Source organism: Streptomyces sp. CC53 (genome assembly GCF_001865245.1).
In the GTDB taxonomy this organism is placed as follows: Bacteria; Actinomycetota; Actinomycetes; order Streptomycetales; family Streptomycetaceae; genus Streptomyces.
Genome location: NZ_MKXB01000062.1, coordinates 19,671 through 39,656 on the forward strand (window position 1 = coordinate 19,671; position 19,986 = coordinate 39,656).

Annotated in this window: 18 protein-coding genes; 12 read left to right on the top strand and 6 right to left on the bottom strand. The window is 73.9% G+C overall.

Going from position 1 to position 19,986, the window contains the following annotated elements; translation table 11 throughout:
* Positions 1–41 precede the first annotated feature (41 nt).
* The gene (locus BJP40_RS05500) at positions 42–293 is read left to right on the top strand and encodes a hypothetical protein (protein WP_071279084.1); all 252 of its coding nucleotides are present in this window, start codon (positions 42–44) and stop codon (positions 291–293) included.
* 278 nt (positions 294–571) lie between these two features.
* Here BJP40_RS05500 and BJP40_RS05505 read toward each other — a convergent pair whose 3' ends face one another.
* The gene (locus BJP40_RS05505; RefSeq protein WP_226962609.1) at positions 572–853 is read right to left on the bottom strand and encodes a hypothetical protein; all 282 of its coding nucleotides are present in this window, start codon (positions 851–853) and stop codon (positions 572–574) included.
* A 62-nt stretch (positions 854–915) separates the two neighbouring features.
* Between BJP40_RS05505 and BJP40_RS05510 the strand changes: the two genes are divergently transcribed.
* The gene (locus BJP40_RS05510) at positions 916–2,241 is read left to right on the top strand and encodes a helix-turn-helix domain-containing protein (protein WP_226962610.1); all 1,326 of its coding nucleotides are present in this window, start codon (positions 916–918) and stop codon (positions 2,239–2,241) included.
* A gap of 242 nt (positions 2,242–2,483) precedes the next feature.
* On the opposite strand, the gene BJP40_RS05515 is transcribed toward BJP40_RS05510, so the two are convergent.
* Positions 2,484–6,137 (bottom strand): S41 family peptidase, encoded by a 3,654-nt coding sequence (locus BJP40_RS05515; protein WP_071279088.1) that lies wholly within the window; start codon positions 6,135–6,137, stop codon positions 2,484–2,486.
* 195 nt (positions 6,138–6,332) lie between these two features.
* On the opposite strand from BJP40_RS05515, the gene BJP40_RS05520 reads away from it, so the two are divergent.
* Both BJP40_RS05520 and BJP40_RS05525 read left to right on the top strand, forming a co-directional pair.
* The gene (locus tag BJP40_RS05520) at positions 6,333–6,908 is read left to right on the top strand and encodes a TetR/AcrR family transcriptional regulator (protein WP_071264117.1); all 576 of its coding nucleotides are present in this window, start codon (positions 6,333–6,335) and stop codon (positions 6,906–6,908) included.
* A 164-nt stretch (positions 6,909–7,072) separates the two neighbouring features.
* On the top strand, positions 7,073–9,301 hold the full coding sequence (locus tag BJP40_RS05525) for an MMPL family transporter (protein ID WP_071279090.1): 2,229 nt from the start codon (positions 7,073–7,075) through the stop codon (positions 9,299–9,301).
* 256 nt (positions 9,302–9,557) lie between these two features.
* Here the strand turns inward: BJP40_RS05525 and BJP40_RS05530 are convergent, their stop codons facing one another.
* Positions 9,558–9,956, bottom strand: a complete 399-nt coding sequence (locus BJP40_RS05530) for an SsgA family sporulation/cell division regulator (RefSeq protein WP_079170946.1) — start codon at positions 9,954–9,956, stop codon at positions 9,558–9,560.
* Positions 9,957–10,166: 210 nt separating this feature from the next.
* Here BJP40_RS05530 and BJP40_RS05535 point away from each other — a divergent pair, with 210 nt between their 5' ends.
* The 4 genes from BJP40_RS05535 to BJP40_RS05550 are packed head-to-tail and all read left to right on the top strand — an operon-like array spanning position 10,167 to position 14,005.
* A complete protein-coding gene (locus BJP40_RS05535; RefSeq protein WP_071279092.1) occupies positions 10,167–11,231 on the top strand; it encodes an energy-coupling factor ABC transporter permease in 1,065 nt (354 codons plus the stop codon).
* 1 nt (position 11,232) lies between these two features.
* Positions 11,233–11,994: a cobalt ECF transporter T component CbiQ gene (gene cbiQ / locus BJP40_RS05540; RefSeq protein WP_071279094.1), complete on the top strand. Its 762-nt coding sequence runs from the start codon at positions 11,233–11,235 to the stop codon at positions 11,992–11,994.
* On the top strand, positions 11,991–12,782 hold the full coding sequence (locus BJP40_RS05545) for an energy-coupling factor ABC transporter ATP-binding protein (RefSeq protein WP_079170947.1): 792 nt from the start codon (positions 11,991–11,993) through the stop codon (positions 12,780–12,782). The genes cbiQ and BJP40_RS05545 overlap by 4 nt, the downstream gene beginning before the upstream one ends.
* A gap of 11 nt (positions 12,783–12,793) precedes the next feature.
* The gene (locus BJP40_RS05550) at positions 12,794–14,005 is read left to right on the top strand and encodes a serine hydrolase domain-containing protein (protein WP_177204305.1); all 1,212 of its coding nucleotides are present in this window, start codon (positions 12,794–12,796) and stop codon (positions 14,003–14,005) included.
* Between the two features lie 125 nt (positions 14,006–14,130).
* Here BJP40_RS05550 and BJP40_RS05555 read toward each other — a convergent pair whose 3' ends face one another.
* Entirely contained in the window at positions 14,131–15,624 is a 1,494-nt protein-coding gene (locus BJP40_RS05555; RefSeq protein WP_071279100.1) for a vanadium-dependent haloperoxidase, read from the bottom strand.
* Positions 15,625–15,928: 304 nt separating this feature from the next.
* On the opposite strand from BJP40_RS05555, the gene BJP40_RS35285 reads away from it, so the two are divergent.
* Positions 15,929–16,147, top strand: a complete 219-nt coding sequence (locus BJP40_RS35285; protein WP_071264103.1) for a class I SAM-dependent methyltransferase — start codon at positions 15,929–15,931, stop codon at positions 16,145–16,147.
* Between the two features lie 33 nt (positions 16,148–16,180).
* Here the strand turns inward: BJP40_RS35285 and BJP40_RS05565 are convergent, their stop codons facing one another.
* Both BJP40_RS05565 and BJP40_RS31405 read right to left on the bottom strand, forming a co-directional pair.
* Positions 16,181–17,440, bottom strand: coding sequence for a helix-turn-helix domain-containing protein (locus tag BJP40_RS05565; RefSeq protein ID WP_071279102.1), 1,260 nt, complete (start codon positions 17,438–17,440; stop codon positions 16,181–16,183).
* Positions 17,441–17,580: 140 nt separating this feature from the next.
* Complete coding sequence (locus BJP40_RS31405; protein WP_079168854.1) at positions 17,581–17,832, bottom strand: winged helix-turn-helix domain-containing protein; 252 nt, start codon at positions 17,830–17,832, stop codon at positions 17,581–17,583.
* Between the two features lie 161 nt (positions 17,833–17,993).
* Between BJP40_RS31405 and BJP40_RS05570 the strand changes: the two genes are divergently transcribed.
* The 3 genes from BJP40_RS05570 to BJP40_RS05585 all read left to right on the top strand — a co-directional run bounded on the left by BJP40_RS05570 (position 17,994) and on the right by BJP40_RS05585 (position 19,519).
* Positions 17,994–18,371 (top strand): hypothetical protein, encoded by a 378-nt coding sequence (locus BJP40_RS05570; RefSeq protein WP_071279104.1) that lies wholly within the window; start codon positions 17,994–17,996, stop codon positions 18,369–18,371.
* A 233-nt stretch (positions 18,372–18,604) separates the two neighbouring features.
* Complete coding sequence (locus tag BJP40_RS35290) at positions 18,605–18,733, top strand: hypothetical protein (protein ID WP_256220641.1); 129 nt, start codon at positions 18,605–18,607, stop codon at positions 18,731–18,733.
* 438 nt (positions 18,734–19,171) lie between these two features.
* A complete protein-coding gene (locus BJP40_RS05585) occupies positions 19,172–19,519 on the top strand; it encodes a methyltransferase domain-containing protein (protein WP_177204306.1) in 348 nt (115 codons plus the stop codon).
* Positions 19,520–19,986 lie beyond the last annotated feature (467 nt).

Here is a 19,986-nt window from a genome sequence, read left to right on the forward strand (position 1 = left end):
GGCACCCCTTCCCCCCACCACCCACGCAGGAGTGAACCCGGATGGGCATTTCCGACCAGTTCAAGGACAAGGCGCAGCAGCTCCAGACCGAGGGCAAGCAGCGCACGCGGCAGGCCAAGGACGAGATGCAGGAGCGCATGCGCGAGCGCAAGGGCCAGCAGCGGCAGGGCCGGCAGGACCAGCAGGACCAGCAGCCCGGCCGCGGCCGCCCGGCGGAGCGCATGGACGACCCCATGCGCGACACCGAGGACCGTATGGCGCGGGACCGCATGGCCGAGGACTACGACGCCTGACGCGCGCCGCAGTGTCCCCGGTGCCCCGGGCAGGGCCGCCTGCCCGGGGCACCGGCACGTCCGCCGCCCCGTGGGCGGCCTTCACGCCGTGACCGCCGGCCGGGACGGGCCGGTCAGGACGACCCCGGGGGCTGTAGGAAGACCACCGCCGGTCAGCCGGTCCGCGAGCACTCCGCTTCGGGAGTGGGCGAGGCCGACGAAACCGGCGGCGGTGGCGAGCCGCGATGCGTCGTCGCTGTTGCGTGCGGCACTTCGACGAGTCCGGGAGCCGCGGCGACTCATGCCCCTGCGCTGGTGCCCTCACCACGTCTGGGTCGCTGCCGGACGTGGACGTCAGCGGTGTGAGGGGCGGTGATGACGCTGTGGTCGGGAATGGTGCGTGCGGCGAGGGTGACGCCGCTGGCGATCCGGCAGTCGCGGCCGAGCACGAGGCCTGGGCCGAGGCTGATGCTGTTGCCGGTTTGGACCCGGTCGCCGATCAGGGCGCCGAACTGCGGTGTGCCGCAGCGGTAGAGGCCGTCGGAGGCACGGAGGATGATCTCGCGCTCAGGGTTGCGCATGTGGGGGCTCCACATGCCTGGACCACACCCATCCGCTCTGGCATTCCGCGGCTACGCGTGACGTGTTCGCCCGCCGCGATGTCGGCGCGATCGTCCGTTCGGCCCGCCGCGCGGCCGATGTCACGCTCGCCGAACTGGGCAAGCAGGTCGGCTATACCGCTGCCTCCCTGTCTCGGATGGAACGCGGCAAGCAGCCCATGCGCGACGTGCTGTTGCTGCAGAGGCTCGCAGCTTGCCTCGACATCCCTCCGCACCTGCTCGGCCTCGCGCCGCAACGGCAGCGAGCGGCCTCGGACCCCACCGACGGCACTAGGGTGGGCGGGCACACCGTGTTCGGCGAAGAGGGGAAGGACCCGGTGCGACGCCGAAATCTTCTGGCAGGACTGGCCGGAGCCACCACCAGTGCAGCCCTCGGCCCGTCGGCCGCGGCCCGTGCCCCGGTACCGCCGAGCCTGTCCGGCCTGGAAGACGTCCTGCTCCATCGGCATATGCAGGTCCGTCTCACCCGGGACCCCACCCCGTCAGCCGTCGCCGCTGCGGTGAACGCCTCTCGGGCAGACTTCGGTGCCTGCCGTTATGACACCCTCGCCCGTGCGCTCCCGGCCCGGATCGCCCTGGCCCAGGCCCTCGGCACCCACGGGCACCCGGAGCAGGCGGCCACCGCGGTCGCCGAGCTCTACACCACCGCCACCCGGCTCTGCATCAAGCTCGGCGAAGACGGCCTGGGTGCCGTCACCGCCGACCGGGCGCTCACCGCCGCACTCGGCGGCGCCGACGCCCTCACCGTCGCCGAAGCCCACCGCATGGTCTCCTCCGCCTGGCGCCGGCAGGGACACCACGCACGCGCCACCGACGTCGCCGTCACCGCCGCCCGGCAACTGACCACCGACCGCACCACCGATATCACCGAACGGCTCTCCGTCCAGGGAAACCTGTATGCCACCGCTGCCTACACGGCGGCGAAGCAAGGTGACCGACACACCGCACACGCCCTCATTGCCGAAGCGGAAGCGACCGCCGGGCAACTCGGCCACGACGCGCTACTCCGCGGCACCGTCTTCGGTCCCAGCCAGGTTCTCCTCCACCGGGTCTCGATCTGCCACCTGCTCGGCGACGCGGGCCAAGCCATCGAACACGCCCGACGCATCGATCCCGCCGCCTTGCCCACCACCGAGCGCCGCGCCCGGTACTGGATCGACGTGGCCCGCGCCTTCGACCAGTGGGGCAAGCCCGACCGCTGTTACCAGGCACTTCTGGCCGCCGAACATGCAGCGCCGCAGGAGGTCCGCCGCGGCGCGGTGCAACACATGGCGGCCGGCCTGATGGTCCATGACCGCACCCTGCCTGGCGTGCGGGCGTTCGCCCGACGCGTCGGTGTCCTCGCGTAGCCGGGCAGGGGCGCATCCGGGCAGCCAAAGGTCGCGGCGCTCGCCCGCGCCGTCGCACCAGGGCGACGGCCGGAGGTTCGTGACGGCACGGACCGTCGGCGTCCTGCCCGCAGCCTGGGGACGGACTGCCCGAGGGGCACCGGGGACACCGCGGCGTGCGCCAGGCCCTGCCGCCCGCCCCGGCGGCCCGGAGGCACCCGGCGACCGGGGGCCCGACCCCGAGGCTCCCCTGCGGGGGCCGGTCAGCGCCGGGGCGGAAGGGGCGGCCGGCTGCGGTCGGGTACGTCGGAGTAGTCGGGCGGTTCGGACGCCGGGTGCTGCGCGAGCAGGCCCAGCGCCACCTCCACGGCGTCCGCGAGCTGCCGGTGCCGGCCCTCGGCCCAGTCCAGCGGGGTCCGTTCGATCTCGATGTCCGGTTCCACGCCGTGGTTCTCCACGCCCCAGCCGTACTCCTCGAACCAGGCCGCGTTCATCGGCACCGTGATGACCGTGCCGTCGCCGAGGCGGTGGCGCCCCGTCATGCCGACGACACCGCCCCACGTCCGCAGGCCCACCACGGGGCCCAGACCCTGCAGCTTGAACACCGCCGTGATCATGTCGCCGTCCGACGACGTGGCCTCGTCGGCGAGCGCCACGACCGGCCCGCGCGGCGAGTTCGACGCGTACGAGACGGGCTGCGCGTGCCGGGTCAGGTCCCAGCCGAGGATCCGGCGGGTCAGCTTCTCCACGACCAGTTCGCTGATGTGGCCGCCGGCGTTGCCCCGCACGTCCACGAGGAGCGCGGGCCGGGACATCTCCATGCGCAGGTCCCGGTTGAACTGCGCCCAGCCGGAGCCACCCATGTCGGGGATGTGGAGGTAGCCGCAGCGGCCCTCGCTCAGCTCGTGCACGACGGCCCGCCGCTTGGCCACCCAGTCCTGGTAGCGCAGCGTCCGCTCGTCCACCAGCGGCACCACCGCCACTCGGCGCGGCCGCCCCCGCTCCCCGTCGCCCGGGGCGAACGTGAGGTCGACGGTCGTGCCGCCCGCCGCCGCCAGCAGCGGGTACGGCCCGGTCACCGGGTCCACGGGCCGCCCGTCCACGTGCGTGAGGACGGCGCCCTCCCGGATGCCGGTGCCGGCCAGCGGCGAGCGGGCCTTCGAGTCCGACGACTCGCCCGGCAGGATGCGCTTGACGACCCACTTCCCGTCCCGGCAGACGAGGTTGGCCCCCAGCAGCCCCATCGCCCGCTGGTAGTGCGCCGGGCCCTCGTTGCGCCGGGCCGGGGAGACGTACGCGTGCGAGGTGCCGAGCTCGCCGAGGACCTCGCGCAGCAGGTCGGCGAACTCGTCGGGTGACGCGACCCGTTCGAGGAGCGGCCGGTACTGCTCCAGGACCCCGTCCCAGTCGATGCCGCTCATGCCGGGGTCCCAGAAGTACGCCCGGATGATCCGGCCCGCCTCGGCGTACGCCTGCCGCCACTCGGCGCCCGGGTCCACCTCGTGCTGGATCCGCCGGGCGTCCACGTAGACCGTGGTGTCGAGGTCGCCGGACTCCGTCGCGGGCACCGCGCGCAGCTCGCCCTCGTCGACCACGACGAGGCGGGTGCCGTCGCCGCTGACCGCGAACCAGTCCAGGTGCGGCACCAGTTCGGACTTGCGGGCCTTCACGAGGTTGAAGTGCTCCAGCGTGGGCCGCTCCGACGGGTCCGACGGGTTGACGAAGGTCTCTCCCAGTGCGCCGGAGATCGGCCAGCGCAGCCACACCAGTCCGCCGCCGGCCACCGGGTGCAGCGACGAGTACTTGGACGCGGCCACCGGGAACGGCGTGACCCGGCTCTCCAGCCCCTCCACCTCCACCAGCACCGTCCCGTCCCCGGCCTGCTCCCCGTCCCCCGGGTCGAGCCCGCCCGCGGCGGGGCGGCCCTCCGGCGACAGCGCGAAGGGCGACGGCGTCGTGGACGCCAGCGGTACGAGGTAGGGGCGGCAGCCCAGCGGGAACGACAGGTCGCCGGTGTGCACGTCGTAGACCGGGTCGAAGCCCCGCCACGACAGGAACGCCAGGTAGCGGCCGTCGCGGGTGAAGACGGGGCTCTCGTCCTCGAACCGCCCGTTCGTCACGTCGACGACCAGTCCGTCCTTGATGCGGGCCATCCTGATCTGCCGCAGCGACCTGCCGATGAACGGGTGCGACCACGTCAGCCAGGCCCCGTCCGGCGAGAACGCCAGGTCCCGCACGGGCCCGTTCGCCGACCGCACCAGCTCCACGATCCCGTCGGCCCCGTCGGCACTCCGGGCCCCGTCGGCCCTGTCCGACTGTCCCGGCACCTCCGTCGCGCCGGGGCCCGTTTCCGCCGCCGCTTCGGCTCCGGCCGTTGCCGTCCGCGCGTCCGTCCCCTTCCCCTCCGTCCCCTTTCCCTCCGCCGCCTGTCCAGCCGCATCGCCCTCCGCGGGAGCACCCGCGGGTCCACTCGCCGGTGCGTCCTCGGCCGGCTCCTCCGGCGTGCCGCCCGCCGTCCCCGCGCCCTGGGGTTCTGCTCCGGCAGCCCCCGCCGCGCCCGCCGCCCCGCCCCCGCCGGCGGTGCGGCCCGCGTCCCCGGGCTCGTCCGCCTCCGCCCCGGGCCCCTCCGCCGCGCCCGCTTCCGTGGCGGCCCCGCCGGCCTCCCCAGCCGCCGCCTCCGCGTCCTCCGACACGTCCACCAGCAGCAGGCGCCCGTCATGCGTCGCCACCGCCAGGCGGTCGCCCGCCGGGTCCGCGACCATCTCGTGGACCCGGCCCAGCCGCCCCGCCGCGACCCTGCGGGGCGGGCAGTCGCCACTGGCGCGGGGCAGGTAGGCGACCTCCACGGCCTCCTCGCCCTCCGCGTCCGTCACGTACGCGATCCGCCCGCCGCTGCCCAGCATCTCCGGCAGCCGGACGCGCACGCCCGGGGTGTCCGCGATCGCGCGGGCCGGGCCGTCCCGGTGCGTCAGCCAGTACAGGCTGCCCCGCACGCACACCGCGCTCGCCCGCCCGGTGTCGTCGACCGACACGGCCTGGAGGTGCTGGGCGGCCGGCACGTGGTAGCTGCGCCGCCCCGCCCGGGGGCCGCCCAGCCGGACGTCGAGCTTCCGCGGCCGGGAGTCCGGGGTGAGCGCGTCGACGAGCCACAGGTCGCCCGCGCACTGGTACACGACCCGCCGCCCGTCGGACGAGGCGTGCCGGGCGTAGAACGCCTCATGGTCGGTGTGGCGCCGCAGGTCCGAGCCGTCCGGCAGGCACGAGTACAGGTTCCCGACGCCCTCGTGGTCCGACAGGAACGCGATCCTGCCCGCCACGAACATCGCGCAGTCCAGGTGCCCGCCCAGGTCCGGCAGCAGCCGCTTCCCGTGCAGCCACAGCCGGCCCGTCGCACCGCCCCGGTACCGCTTCCACGCGGCCGGCTCGTGCGGCGGCTTCCCGGTGAGGAGCAGCGTCCGGTGCTCGCCGTCGACATCGGCGACCTGGATGTCGGCGCACGGCCCCCACGGCAGCCGCCGCCCGGGGCTGCCGTCCGGAGCGACCTTGTACGCCCAGGAGAAGTGCGAGAACGGCTGGCCGTGCGAGGAGACGGCGAGGACGTTGCCGTCCGGGTCCCAGCCGCACACCCGGGTGTCCAGCGACCCCCAGTAGCTCAGCCGCCGGGCCGGTCCGCCGTCGACCGGGGCCAGGTGGATCTCGGGGGCGAGGCTGCGCCAGCTCGTGTACGCGATGTGGCGCCCGTCGGGGGAGAAGCGGGGGTGGCCGATCCGCGTCCGGTCGACGGTCACCCGCCAGGCCCGGCCCGACGCGCCGCCGTCGGGAGGCAGGGGGGCGACCCACAGGTCGTCCTCGGTCGCGAAGCACAGCAGGTCGTCGTGGAGGTGGGGATACCGGAGGTACGCGCCGTCGCTGCTCACACAGCCATGCTTTCCACGCGGAGGCGCCCCGGCAACTCGGCACGGGGAGGCGGCGCGCCGCGGCAACCCGGCGGGGCGGGACGGGCGCGGCGGGGTGAGCCAGCACACGTACGAAACGGTTTCGTTTCGCTGCTGCGGTGTCGTACGCTCGATGTGTACGAAACCGTTTCGTTCGCATCAAGGGCAAGGCACATCATGGCGCGCAGCACCCGACTCACCCCGGAACGCGAGTCGGAGCTGTACGAGGCCGTCATCGACCTCCTCGGCGAGGCCGGCTACGACGGGCTCACCATGGACGCCATCGCCGCCCGCACCCGCTCCAGCAAGGCCACCCTCTACCGCCAGTGGGGGAGCAAGCCGGAGCTGGTCGCCCAGGCACTCAGGCACCACAAGCCCGTACGGATCGCGGACATCGACACCGGAAGCCTCCGGGGCGACTTCCACGAACTGATCAGCCACTCCGACGACTGCCGGATGGAGAAGGACTCCGCGATGATGCGGGGCCTCGCCCACGCCATCCACGAGAACCCCGAACTCCTCCAGGCGCTGAGGGAACTGCTGATCGAGCCCGAGATGACCGGACTCGACCAGGTCCTGCGGCGCGCCGTGGAGCGAGGCGAGGTGCGCGCCGACAACCCGGCGCTCGACCTCGTCCCGCACATGGTGATCGGCGCGTTCATCGCGCGCCCCCTCATCGAGGACCGCCCGGTCGACCAGGCGTTCTTCCGTACGTACGTGGACGCCGTGGTGCTCCCCGCACTGGGCGTCTGACCCCGCCGCCGGCCGGGCGGTCCCCACGCCCGGCCGCCGCGCCGCCCCCTGCCGGGGGCATCCGGGACCTCCCCGGAGCACCGCAGTACCGACGCGCACCGCTCACGCCGTCGGGACGACTCCCCATGCCCTGATCCGTCACACACATCCGGGAGTACGCCCCCGTGGCCACGTTCCTCTACAAACTCGGCCGGTTCGCCTTCCGGCGCCGCCATGCCGTGACCCTGCTGTGGATAGCCCTGCTGGCCCTGGCCGGTGTGGGCGCCGCGTCCGCCCCGGCGGCCACCTCCGGCTCCTTCTCCATGCCGGGCACGGAGGCCCAGCGCGCCTTCGACCTGCTGGAGGAGCGCTTCCCCGGCGGCAGCGCCGACGGGGCGACCGCCCGCGTCGTCTTCAAGGCGCCCGACGGCGGGAAGATCACCGACCCGGCCGGCAAGGCCGCCGTCGAGCAGGCCGTGGACGAGCTGCGCACCGGCTCCGACCAGGTCGCCGCCGTCACCGACCCGTACACCGCGAAGGCGGTCTCCCAGGACGGCTCCACCGCCTACATCCACGTTTCGTACAAGGTCAACGGCATGGAGCTGACCGACGAGACGAAGGACGCGCTCACCGAGGCCGGTGAGGGGGCCCGCGACGCCGGGTTCACCGTCGAGATCGGCGGTGACGCGCTCCAGGCCGCGCCCGAGACCGGCACCGGCGAGGTCGTCGGCGTCGTCGTCGCCGGGATCGTCCTCGTCATCACCTTCGGCTCGCTCGTCGCCGCCGGGCTGCCGCTGATCACCGCGCTCATCGGCGTCGGCATCGGCGCCTCCGGCATCGCCGCCCTCGCCAGCACCCTGGACCTCGGCTCCACCACCGGCATCCTCGCCACGATGATCGGCCTCGCCGTCGGCATCGACTACGCCCTGTTCATCGTCTCCCGGTACCGCGCCGAGCTCGCCGAGGGACGCGACCGCGAGGAGGCCGCCGGGCGGGCCGTCGGCACCGCCGGATCCGCCGTCGTCTTCGCCGGCCTGACCGTGGTCATCGCCCTCGTCGGCCTGGCCGTCGTCAACATCCCGATCCTCACCAAGATGGGCGTCGCGGCCGCAGCCACCGTCGCGCTCGCCGTCCTCATCGCGCTGACCCTCATACCGGCGCTGCTCGGCTACGCGGGCCGGTTCGTCCACGGCCGCAAGGCCCGCGCCGCGCTGGAGGCCGCGGCGGCCGCCCCCCGCGGCACGGACCCGGCGGAGGGCTCCGCCGACGGCGGCGCCAAGCCGAACGCGGGCACCCGCTGGGCGCGGTTCGTGCTGCGCCGCCCGGTCGCCGTCCTCCTCGTCGGCGTCATCGGCCTCGGCGCGCTCGCCGTTCCGGCGGCCTCCCTGGAGCTCGGCCTGCCCGACGACGGCGCCCAGCCGACGTCCACGACCCAGCGCCGCGCCTACGACCTGCTGTCCGAGGGCTTCGGCCCCGGCTCCAACGGGCCCCTGATGGTCGTCGTCGACGGCGGCCAGGCGGCGGCCGACAAGGCGGTGCAGCAGATCCGGGGCCTCGACGGGGTCGCCGCGGTCACCCCGGCCACCCTCAACGAGGCCGGCGACACCGCCGTGGTCACCGTCGTCCCGAAGGACCGCCCGTCGTCCGAGGCGACCGAGGAGCTCGTCCGCGACATCCGCGAGACCTCCGGCGACAACGTCCTGGTCACCGGCCAGACCGCGATGAACATCGACTTCTCGCAGAAGATGAACGACGCCCTGCTGCCCTACCTCGCGCTGGTCGTCGGGCTCGCCTTCCTGCTGCTGATGGTGGTCTTCCGGTCCGTGCTGGTCCCGCTCAAGGCGGCGCTCGGCTTCCTGCTGTCCGTCGTCGCCGCGCTCGGCGCGGTCGTGGCGGTCTTCCAGTGGGGCTGGCTCGGCGGGCTGTTCGGCGTCGAGCAGACCGGACCGATCATGAGCATGATGCCGATCTTCATGGTCGGTGTCGTCTTCGGCCTGGCCATGGACTACGAGGTCTTCCTCGTCACCCGGATGCGTGAGGCGTACGTCCACGGGGAGCGGCCCGGCGAGGCGATCGTCACCGGCTTCCGGCACGGCGCCCGGGTCGTCACCGCCGCCGCGGTCATCATGATCGCCGTGTTCGCGGGCTTCATCGGCTCCAGCGAGCAGATGGTGAAGATGATCGGCTTCGGCCTGGCCACCGCCGTCCTGTTCGACGCGTTCGTGGTCCGCATGGCGATCGTCCCGGCGGTGCTCGCCCTCCTCGGCCACAAGGCGTGGTGGCTGCCTCGCTGGCTGGACCGCGCCCTGCCGAACGTGGACGTCGAAGGCGAGGGCCTGCGCAAGGAGCTGGAGGATGCCGGCACCTCCGACGGTGCCGGGCCCGAGGCGGACCGCCCGCTCATCCGGGTCTGAGCAGGTACGCAGCCGCCCGCCGATTCGGACACCGGGTCGGCGGGCGGCACACCCGCACCGTGTCGGGGCATCGGCACGCGCCGCGCCCCGGCTGCCCGCGGCCCCCGCGCGCCTGCTCGTCGCGTACGACCTCACCCGCCCGCCGGCGCCCCCGCTCCACCCCTGCCGAGCACGCCACCGCCACCCGCTGGACCGCATGCCACCGTGCCGTACCGGGGGCTACCGCACCACTGGCGTACGTGCGCCGCAGGAACCGCTACCGCACCACGGGCGTGGCGGTGGCGTACGTGCGCCGCAGGAACCGCAGCAGCGTCGAGGAGTCGAACTGGACGACCGCCGTGCCGTCACGCGAGTGGAACTCGACCACCGTCTGCACCCGCCCGCACGGCCACACCTCCACGTCACCGCGGCGCGCCGGGGAAGTCAGCCCCGCCTCCAGCAGCGTGCGGGGGAACGCCCAGGACGTACCGCCGGGGAAGACGAACCGCACGGTCGACGGGGCGTCCACCGCGTCGTACCGCAGCGCCACCGGCACCGGCGGGGCCAGCGGCCCGTCATTCATGATCAATCCCTTGGCGCGGATCTCCACCCGGGTCTCCCCGCGTGGGTCGCCACCCTCCTGGTCCTCTTCGGGGTGTCCGCCGGCAGGGCACATCGTCGGGCTCCTCCCACTCGTCCCCGCCACCGGACCGGCGGCGGGCGGCCATGCGCACACTCATCTGCTTTCTCTCCAATCTCGCACCGAACCCGTGAGCCCGCTCACTCCGCCACCTGAGGGCGCCGTGCTCTTGCAAGCCCTTCGCAGGAGCCCTCATCATCGGACGGCCGAAACACCCCCCCAGAGCCGGAAAGCGGGCCCGACCCCATGCATGTACCCGACGGATTCATCAACGCGCCCGTGTCCGCCGCGGCCGGCCTCGTCGCCGCCGGAGCCGTCGCCGCGGGCCTGCGGGGCGCCCGCCGCGAGCTCGACGACCGCACCGCGCCCCTCGCGGGACTGGTCGCCGCCTTCGTCTTCGCCGTCCAGATGCTGAACTTCCCGGTCGGCGCCGGCACCAGCGGCCACCTGCTCGGCGGGGCGCTGGCCGCGATACTCGTCGGCCCGTGGACCGGCCTCCTGTGCATCGCCGTCGTGCTGCTGATGCAGGGCGTGCTCTTCGCGGACGGCGGGCTCACCGCCCTCGGGGTGAACATCACGATCATGGGCGGCGTCACCGTCCTCACCGCCTACGCGGTGTTCCGCGGCCTCGTGAAGCTGCTGCCGCGCGGCCGCCGCGCGGTGACCGTCGCGTCCTTCGCCGCCGCCCTGGTGTCCGTACCGGCGTCCGCGGCGGCCTTCACCCTCCTGTACGCCCTCGGCGGCACCACGAACGTGCCCGTCGGCGACGTGCTGTGGGCGATGCTCGGCGTCCACACCCTGATCGGCCTCGGCGAGGCCGCCATCACGACGGCGACGGTCGGCGCGGTCATCGCCGTGCGGCCCGACCTCGTGTACGGGGCCCGGGACCTGGCCGAGCCGCTGAAGCTGCGCGTGGACGGCCGGCTGGTCGACGCCGCGCCCGCGCCCACCGCCCCCACGCCCGCGCGGACGGGCGGCTCCGCCCGCAAGGTGTGGGCCGCGGGCCTGGCCGCCTCCGTCGTCCTCGCCGCGTTCGTCTCCTTCTACGCCTCCGCCGACCCCGACGGCCTGGAGCGCGTCGCCGCCGACTACGGCATCGACGAGAAGGCCGAGGACCACGCCGTCGCCGACTCGCCGCTCGCCGACTACGGCGTCACCGGCGTCACGGACGCCCGCCTGTCCGGGGGGCTGGCGGGCACCCTCGGCGTGGCCGGGACCCTCGCCGTCGGCACCGGCGTGTTCTGGGCCGCCGCCCGCCGCCGTGCCGCCGCAGCCGCCGCGCAGCCCGCCCGGCCCAAGGAATCCGCCTGACATGGGAGCGGGCCACGCCCACCGGCTCTACCGGCACGGCCACTCCCCGGTGCACGCCCTGCCGCCGCACACGAAGCTCGTCGCGGTCTTCTGCTTCGTCGTGGTCGTCGTGTCGACCCCGCGCGAGGCGGTGTGGGCCTTCGGCGCCTACGCACTGCTGCTCGCGCTCGCCGCGGCGGCGGCACGCGTCCCGCCCGGCTTCCTGCTCAAGCGGCTCGCGATCGAGATCCCGTTCGTCGCGTTCGCGTTCCTGATGCCGTTCGTGGTGCCCGGCGAGCAGACCGAGCTGCTCGGGGTGCACGTGTCCGTACCCGGCCTGTGGGACGCCTGGAACGTCCTCGCCAAGGGCACCCTCGGCGTCGCCGCCTCCGTCCTGCTCGCCGCCACGACGGAACTGCGGGCCCTGCTGCTGGGCCTCCAGCGGCTGAGGCTGCCGCCGCTCCTCGTCCAGATCGCCTCCTTCATGATCCGCTACGGCGACGTCGTCACCGACGAGATGCGCCGGATGTCCGTCGCCCGCCGCTCCCGCGGCTTCGAGGCGCGGGGCGTACGCCACTGGGGCGTCCTCGCGAAGTCGGCGGGCGCCCTCTTCATCCGCTCCTACGAGCGCGGGGAGCGCGTCCACCTGGCGATGCTGAGCCGCGGCTACACCGGCTCGATGCCGGTGATCGACCAGGCCGTGGCCACCCCCGCGCAGTGGACGCGGGCGGCGGCCCTCCCGGTGCCGGCGCTCGCCGTGTGTCTGGTGGGATGGACCCTATGAGCCAGTCGCCCGTCGCGCCGCTGTCCTTCGCCCCCTCCCTGGAGGTCAACGGCCTGGCGTACGCCTACCCGGACGGCCACCAGGCGCTCTTCGGCGTGGACCTGACCGTCGAGCGCGGCGAGCGCGTGGCGCTGCTCGGCCCGAACGGCGCGGGCAAGACCACCCTCGTCCTGCACCTGAACGGCATCCTCACCGGCGGCGTCGGCACGGTGACCGTCGCCGGCCTGCCCGTCGCGCCGCAGCACCTGAAGGAGATCCGCCGCCGCGTCGGCATCGTCTTCCAGGACCCCGACGACCAGCTGTTCATGCCGACCGTGCGCGAGGACGTGGCGTTCGGCCCGGCCGCCGCCGGCCTGCGGGGCGCGGAGCTGGAGGACACCGTCCGGCGGGCCCTCGCGCGGGTCGGCATGGAGGAGTACGCCGACCGGCCCCCGCACCACCTGTCCTTCGGGCAGCGCCGCCGCGTCGCCGTGGCCACCGTCCTCGCGATGGAGCCGGAGATCCTCGTCCTCGACGAGCCGTCGTCCAACCTCGACCCGGCGTCGCGCCGCGAGCTCGCCGACATCCTGCGCTCCCTCGACGTGACCGTCCTGATGGTCACCCACGACCTGCCGTACGCCCTGGAACTCTGCCCGCGCGCGGTGATCCTCAGCGGCGGCGTCATCGCGGCGGACGCCCCGACCGGCGACCTGCTCGCCGACGAGGAGCTGATGCGCAGGCACCGGCTGGAGCTGCCGTTCGGCTTCGACCCCACCGTACGGCCGACCCGGGGCCCGGGCCCGCGCTGAGCCGTTGCACGATGGGGCGCGACGCCCGACGCCGAGAGAGAGCACGAGAAGCAGTGGACGCCCAGGACATACGCGGCACCGTCACGCCCGGATGGGAACCCGTCAGGGACGCCTTCCTCCGCAACCTCACCCAGCGCGGGGAGCGCGGCGCGGCCGTCGCGGTGTACCGGGACGGCCGGAAGGTCGTCGACGTGTGGGCGGGCACGAAGGACGTCGACGGCGACGCCCCGTGGGCACTGGACACCGCGCAGACGGTCCGCTCGGTGACGAAGGGCGTGGCGGCGGCGGTGCCGCTGCTCCTGCACCAGCGGGGGCAGCTGGACCTGGACGCGCCCGTCGGCACGTACTGGCCCGAGTTCAAGGCGGCGGGCAAGGAGCGGACCCTGGTCCGCCACCTGCTGGCCCACCGGGCGGGCGTCCCCGCGCTGGACGCCCCACTGGCCCCGCAGGAGGCCCTGGACCCGGAGCGGGCGGCGCGGGCCGTCGCCGCGCAGGCCCCCGTGTGGCGGCCCGGCGAGGACCACGGCTACCACGCGCACACGTACGGCTGGCTGCTCGACGGCCTGGTGCGGCGGGTGACGGGCCGGTCCGTCGGCCGCTGGGTGGCGGAGGAGATCGCCGGGCCCCTCGGCCTGGACCTGTGGCTGGGCCTGCCCCCGGAGGAGGCGCACCGGGTGGGGCGCCTCGGCCCGCTCCCCGAGCCCCCGGCGGCGGGCGGCGGCCTGGTGCTGCGCGCGAAACGCTCGGTGGCGGAGGCGTACGAGGACCCGGCGTCGCTGACGCGGCGCGCGTTCGGGGTGATCGACCCGTACCCGGACGAGAACTCCCCGGCCTGCCGCGCCGCGGGCCTCGCCGCCTCGGGCGGCATCGCCACGGCCCGCGCGCTGGCCCGGTTCTACGCGGCGCTGATCGGCCGGGTGGACGGGCACCGGCTGTTCGCCCCGGCGACGCTGGCCGCGGCCCGGACGGAGGAGTCGGCGGGCCCGGACCGGGTGCTGGTGGTCGCCACCCGCTACGGCCTCGGCTACATGCTGCACGGCCCGGCGCCCCCGCTGCTGGCGCCCGGCTCCTTCGGCCACCCGGGCCGGGGCGGCTCGCTGGCCTTCGCGGACCCGGAGTCGGGCACCGCCTTCGGCTACGTCACCAACGGGATGCGCAAGGGCGTCACCGCGGACCCGCGCGCCCAGGCCCTGGTGCGGGCGGTCCGCCAGGTCGTCTCCTAGACGCCGCTCCGCCCCGGCCGTCCCCGGCGCGCCGACCGTGCTTCGCGCGTCCCGCGCGCGCGTGCGCCCCGCCGGAGGAGGCCGGCGGGGCGCGACGCTATGTGCGGTGGTGCGGTCAGCGCGGGTCAGGAGGCGCTGGGGGCGATGCCGTTGAAGTAGTTGTTCGCGACCTGGTAGGCGTTCTGGGCGAGGTCGATGCCGAGCTGGCGGCCGGCGTTCTTGTCGAAGTTCCAGTGGACACCGCCGTACAGGCGGGACATGCCGTCCTCGTCGGCGGCCGCGCTGAAGGTGTTCCAGTACAGCGTCACGTCGGAGGCCGGGGTGGTGCCGGGCTCGATCTTGGAGCTGCCAGCCTTGATGGTGACGGAGTCACCGTAGTAGTCGCTGCCGGTCCACAGCTTCAGGTACTCGGCCGCGGTGGAGCCCCACGTGGAGTGGCCGGAGACGTAGGCCGGGAAGGCCGGGGTGGAGATGTACGGCTTCCAGTTCTTGCCGTCCATGGCCACGGTGCCCTGGCCGGGGCCGCCCCACGCCAGGATCGTCTTGCCCTGGTTCTCGTAGCGGATCGAGGAGATCGGCCGGGCGTAGTCGAAGTGCTTCTTCGAGTGGCGGATGGCGATACCGGCGTCGCCCATGCCCAGGTTGAGGCCGAAGAACATCTTCACGTCCTCGTCCAGGGAGTTGCCGTCACGCTTCGAGACGTACTGCGCCCACTGGTTCTGGTGACCGGTCGGGGACTCCTTGGCCTCGATCCAGAACTCCGCGATGGCCTTGCGCCGGTCGGTGAGGTTGCGGCTGTAGTACAGCACCTCCGCCTCGGCGGCCCGCTGCGTGGGCGAGCCGTACGCCGGCGGGGTGGCCGGCAGGAACTGGTCCTTGCTCTGCATCGCGAACGGGATGACGTCCGGGAACTGCGAGCCGATGAACCGCTGGGTGACGCCGTCCTTCTTGATCGGCGCCCACTTGCCCGGGTCCTGGATCGTGGACTTGTCGAAGTTGTCCCAGTCCGTGTACCCGTTGCTGTAGTCGTACGAGTCCGGGTTCGGGTCCGAGTAGGCCGGCGTGCCGAGCTGGTTGGCGCCGTCGTTGTGGCGGAACTGCAGGACCGCGTCGCACGCCGTGTGGGCGACACCGGCGGCGGTGTAGTTGTTGACCTCGTTGTTGTTCGGGTCGAAGCCCCGCGCGGAGAGCTTCGCGTCCAGTGCGGCCTTCTGGGCGGGGAAGAGGTCCACCAGGGCGCGGTGGGCCGCGTAGTTGACGGCCGCGTTCTTGTACTTCCACTTGTGCTTGTACGCGGGCTGGCGCAGCGTGCCGCCCAGTCTCGTGCCGACCGCCTTGGCGTCGTACGCGGCCCACGCGTCGTACATGCAGGTGTGCGCCACGGCGAAGTAGCGGGCGCCGACCGGCGGGGCGGTGGCGCCGCCGGACGCGGTCTCGACCGCCTCGACCAGCGCCTTGTTCCAGTACAGCGCCGCGTTGTCGTAGTGCGGGTTGGTGTCCGGGGCGGGCAGCACCTCGGCGTTGGCGGCCGGGACGGTGGTGAGGAAGGAGCCGGCCGTCAGAGCGGTGACGGCGGCGAGTATGAGCTGCTTGCGGCGACCGTTGCTGCGCGGTGTCATGAGACGTCCTCTTCGCGTGGCAGGGATGGATCGACTGGATGGATCGGTGGACGGAAGCCGCCGACGTGCACGTTGGGGGAGCACGGTCCTTGCCGATCGATCCGGCGCGGCGCCGCTGGGTGGTGGCTTCCTGCGAGAACGACGTTAGTGACGTGAACACGCCCCAGAACGGGCCGGAAACCGATGGGGATCATCGGACCTGCCGATGCCCCCACGGCGGTGCCGATGCGCCGACGGCCCCACCGGCCCCACCGGTCCCTGCCGCCCGGTGCGCGGGTGCGCACCGGGGAACACCGCCCGCGACGTGCGGGACGCCGGGTGCGGGACGGACTCGCTCGACCTGCTGCTCGCCCGGGACGGGCACCGGGTGACGGGCGTCGACCTGGCGCCGCGCATGGTCGAGCACGCACGGGCCACGTTCCTGGCGGCGGGCGCCGAGGCGCGGTTCCTCGTCGGGGGACGCGGCGGCGCCGCCGGTGAGCGTGGAGAGGTTCGACGCCGTCGTGGTGTCAAATGCGCGTAGGCCCACCCTCCTGAGTGGGGGCATCCGCGCAGGTCAGCGGCCTAGTGTCTCGCATTCGGTCAGGCGGTGGCCGTGTTCGCTCAGCAGTGCGCGGACCTCGGGCACGTCGTCGTGATCGAGTAGGCGGCGGAGTACGACGCGGGAGCGTTCGGCGGTGCGGTCGCTGGTCATGTCGGCGGATGCGGCGATCACCTGGTGTGCCACGTCGGCGGCCTGCTCCAGTTCGTTCGCATCGGCCAGGGCGACGGCGAGCCATGACCGGTACAGGGCGAGTTCGCGCGTGTGGGTGGTGTCGTACCGGGCGAGGACGTCAGTGAGGAGCGGCACGGCGCGCAGCGGTCGGCGCAGTTCGGTGTAGACGCGGGCGTCCATCACGTCGAGTTCTTCGCCGCACACCCAGTAGGCCCACTGGGGTGCCTCGGGGCCGTGGTCATCGGTAAGCGCGTCGTGCGCCTGCCCGAGGGCGCGCATGGCCGGCTGCGGGTCGTCCGCGCGGGTGTGGGCCCATGCGATGCGGTCGGAGAACAGGGCGCGGGTCTTGGCGGGGGCGTCCGGTCCGGCTTCGTCCAGGGCGGCTTGGGCCAGGGCGACGGCGTCGCGTTCGCGGCCGGTGTTGGACCACTGGTAGGCGAGCGATCCGGCAAGGTTCGCGGACAGGGGACCGTCGGCGGCCTGGCGGGCGGCGGAGATGCCGAGCCGGTAGGCGTGTTCGGCGTCGTCGTGGCGTCCGGCGTCGCTGGCGATCCATCCTGCGATCTGCGCGAGTTCCCCGATCTGTACGAGCAGCGCGCGGCCCACGTCGTCGGCGTGGGTGTGTTCGCGGTAGAGGCGTACGGCGGCGCGCAGTTCGCGGAAGGCGGGCCCGATCAGGTCCCCGCCTGTCAGAACGTCGTCAGCGAGCCGTAACCCGTGGACGCGTCCGGCGAGGGCGGTCACGGCGTCGGCACCAACGCGGCGCGTCCGGCCCGGGGCGAGGGCGAGCGCGTCGCCGTCCGGGAGGAGTGCTGCGAGGGTGGCTGTCGGCCCCGGGGGTTGAGTGTCGGTCTCGCCCCGGGCGTAGGCGGCGGCGCGCTCCAACTCGATCACGTCCGCGTCCAGGGCACGGGCGAGGAACGGCAGCCACGAGTCAGGGACCCGTCCGCCGCGCTCCCAGCGGGACACCTCATTGCGGGTGACCGACTGGACCCCGGAAAGGGCGCACAGGTCGGCGGCCAACTGCCGCTGACTCCTGTTCGCGGCGCGACGTAGGCGTGCGAGGTGGACCCCGAAGGATCGTCTGCGCTCGCTGTCCACTGCTGGCCCCCTCCTGTCGCCTGCCCGGCCCCTTGCTGGCCCCCTGCCCGGCTCCTCCGATCATGCAACGCGGAAGCGTTGGATGGGTGACGATGAGCAAACAGAGAGCTACTGGGGCTGGGTGGGGCGAGCGCTCCGCGTCAGTCGGCGGACTCGCCACCCCCAGGTACGGCGGGCGGCAACGGGTCAACGACGTAAGACCCCTTCGCGGGCAAGGTGCCGACCAATCCGCGCTCGCGCAGTTCTCGGACGGCACGGCGCACCGTTCCCGCGCTCACGCGGTACACATCTGCCAACTCCCGCTCATTCTCAAGCCGTCCGCCCGGCGGGATCTCCCCAGCACGGATGCGGCGTTCAAGGTCGTCTGCTACCCGCTGCCATTCGTAGATCACCTCTCCATGCTCTGTGCACGCTGCGCGCCCCGCACTTTGGGAAGCACACTGTGCACAGTGTGCGCACTGTGCGTAAGCTGGGAGTGTCGTAAACGAAAGCGCCCCCGAGAGATCCGGGCTAGGGATCGCTCAGGGGCTCACCGAAGGATGGAGCTTCGGCTATGCGAAACCTTATCGCTGCGCTGCTCGCGTGGCTGCTGGGCGTGTTCGTGCCCGGTTCCGGCAGGCGGCGGGCCGGTACCCGCCCGATCACGGCGGCGCCCGCCCCACAGCCTCAGACGGCTGACCGTCCCGTGTACGGACAGGTGGGGCAGTTCGGTCCGGGGTGGGGATGGACCGCGCGGCCTCGGTCCCCGTACGGGCTGCGCGAGACGCTCGACGGCGACACGCTCGCCCTGGTTCGCCCGTACCTGGTCGCTCACGAGGAGCGGCAGGAGCGGGCGCGTCAGCGGCGGCGGTGCCTCACGCTTGTGCTCGCGGCGGACTTCGGCATCGACCTGGACACGCGGGTTCTGCACGGAGCGGGGGTGGCCCGGTGAGCGCGAATCTGAAGCGGGTCGAGCCGCTGAGCACGGAGCCGTGCGGGGCGCGGCGCCCGGGCTGGGAGCGTCCTGGCCCGGGTCGTCACCGCCTGCCGTGCATCCTGCCGGGCGGGCACGAGGGTGAGCACCGGGACGCGTTCGCGCAGACGTGGGCGGCCCCCAGTGCTCGGGCGGTGCGGAAGCCCATCCGCATGTGCGTGAGGTGCAGCGGCATCACCGACACCCCTGTGTTGGCGGCCGAGATTCACTCGGCGAGCGGCCCCGGCTTCAACGTGTACGCCTGTCCCGGGTGCGCCCCGTACTACGTGGCGTACCCGGAGCGGCACATCGAGCGGTCGGACGTGGGTGGTGCCGAGTGAGCGCCGGCCACACGGTCACCGGGCGGCGTCTGACGGGCGCGGAGGCGTGGGCGGAGATGGACCGGACCGGGAAATCTGGGGCGTGCGTGATCGGTGAGTGCGGCTACTGCACTCCTCCGCAGGACGTGTACGTGGTGATGCGAGGGCGGCCGGTCGTCGCCCCGCCCGTCATCTCGATCCGGTGCACGTGCGTCTGTCACCGAGGACGTTCCGTGCTGCGGCAGGTGATCACCGTGTAGACCGGCCGTCCGCCTCGGTTCCCTTCCCTCCCAGGTGAAGGGGTGGGCGGCCACTGACAGCGTCAAATGCGCGTACGCCACCCTTTGGCTCTCGGCCCATCTGCGCAGGTCAGTGGCCCACCGTGTCTGGGAAGGCGACGGCCCCGCCTGTTCTGGCGGGGCGTCGGGGCGCCTCGGTCAACCCGCGCTACGCCCAGCATTGAGCCATCCGCCGTTCGAGCCGGATTCGGCGGTCGTCGTGGTGCGCCACCTCGTGTGGGCCCTGCCCGACCCGGTGGCGGCCCTCCGGACGTGGGTGCGGCTGCTGCGGCCCGGGGGGCGGCTGGTGCTGGTCGAAGGGCGGTGGGGCGGGGCCGCCGAAGGGACGCCGTACGGGGCGGGGGCCGGCGGCGGCCTGCCGTGGCGGGGCGGCGTCACCGCCGCCGACCTGGCCGCCGCCGTCGCGCCCCTCGTCCGGGTGGTGGAGGTTGAACCGCTCAGCGAGGCGCGGGAGTTGTGGGGCGGGCCGGTCCGCGACGAACGCTATGCGCTCGTCGCGGTCCGCTGAGCGGACGGGGAGGGCGGCGGTCCGTCAGACCGTCGGCTCCCGGAAGACCGGGATCAGGGACGGCCGGGTGGGCTGCGGGCGCTCCGGACGCCGGGCGGACTCCGGCCGGATACCGGCGGTCGGAGGCTCCTGACCCGACGGCTGCGGAGGTACGGGCGGGACCTGCGGGGCGGATCGGACGCGCGGACCGCCCTGCGAGGGGGCCGGGGCCGCGGGCTGCGGACGCGGCTGCGGCTCGGACTCGGGCGGGGGTGCGGACCGGGTCGGGGCGGTGCCGCGCGGGTCGGTGTGCGGGGCGGACCGCGGTGCCGCCCCGGTGCGCGTCGCGCTCTTCGGGGCGGGCCGGGTCGCCTGCCGCGCCTGCGCGGTGCTGTGCGGGGCGGACCGCTGCCGCGGCGCGGGCGCGGCGGATGCCGTGCCCCCGGGGGCGGGGCGCGTGGTCGCTGCGGCCTGGGGGGCGGGCCGGG

Bases quoted from the DNA above. Each gene is read 5' to 3' on its own strand.
- BJP40_RS05500 (WP_071279084.1), top strand. From the start codon at position 42: ATGGGCATTTCCGACCAGTTCAAGGACAAGGCGCAGCAGCTCCAGACC.
- BJP40_RS05535 (WP_071279092.1), top strand. From the start codon at position 10,167: ATGCATGTACCCGACGGATTCATCAACGCGCCCGTGTCCGCCGCGGCC.
- BJP40_RS05550 (WP_177204305.1), top strand. From the start codon at position 12,794: ATGGGGCGCGACGCCCGACGCCGAGAGAGAGCACGAGAAGCAGTGGAC.
- BJP40_RS05530 (WP_079170946.1), bottom strand. From the start codon at position 9,956: ATGTGCCCTGCCGGCGGACACCCCGAAGAGGACCAGGAGGGTGGCGAC.
- BJP40_RS05505 (WP_226962609.1), bottom strand. From the start codon at position 853: ATGCGCAACCCTGAGCGCGAGATCATCCTCCGTGCCTCCGACGGCCTC.
- BJP40_RS05555 (WP_071279100.1), bottom strand. From the start codon at position 15,624: ATGACACCGCGCAGCAACGGTCGCCGCAAGCAGCTCATACTCGCCGCC.
- BJP40_RS05520 (WP_071264117.1), top strand. From the start codon at position 6,333: ATGGCGCGCAGCACCCGACTCACCCCGGAACGCGAGTCGGAGCTGTAC.
- BJP40_RS05545 (WP_079170947.1), top strand. From the start codon at position 11,991: ATGAGCCAGTCGCCCGTCGCGCCGCTGTCCTTCGCCCCCTCCCTGGAG.
- cbiQ (WP_071279094.1), top strand. From the start codon at position 11,233: ATGGGAGCGGGCCACGCCCACCGGCTCTACCGGCACGGCCACTCCCCG.
- BJP40_RS05570 (WP_071279104.1), top strand. From the start codon at position 17,994: ATGCGAAACCTTATCGCTGCGCTGCTCGCGTGGCTGCTGGGCGTGTTC.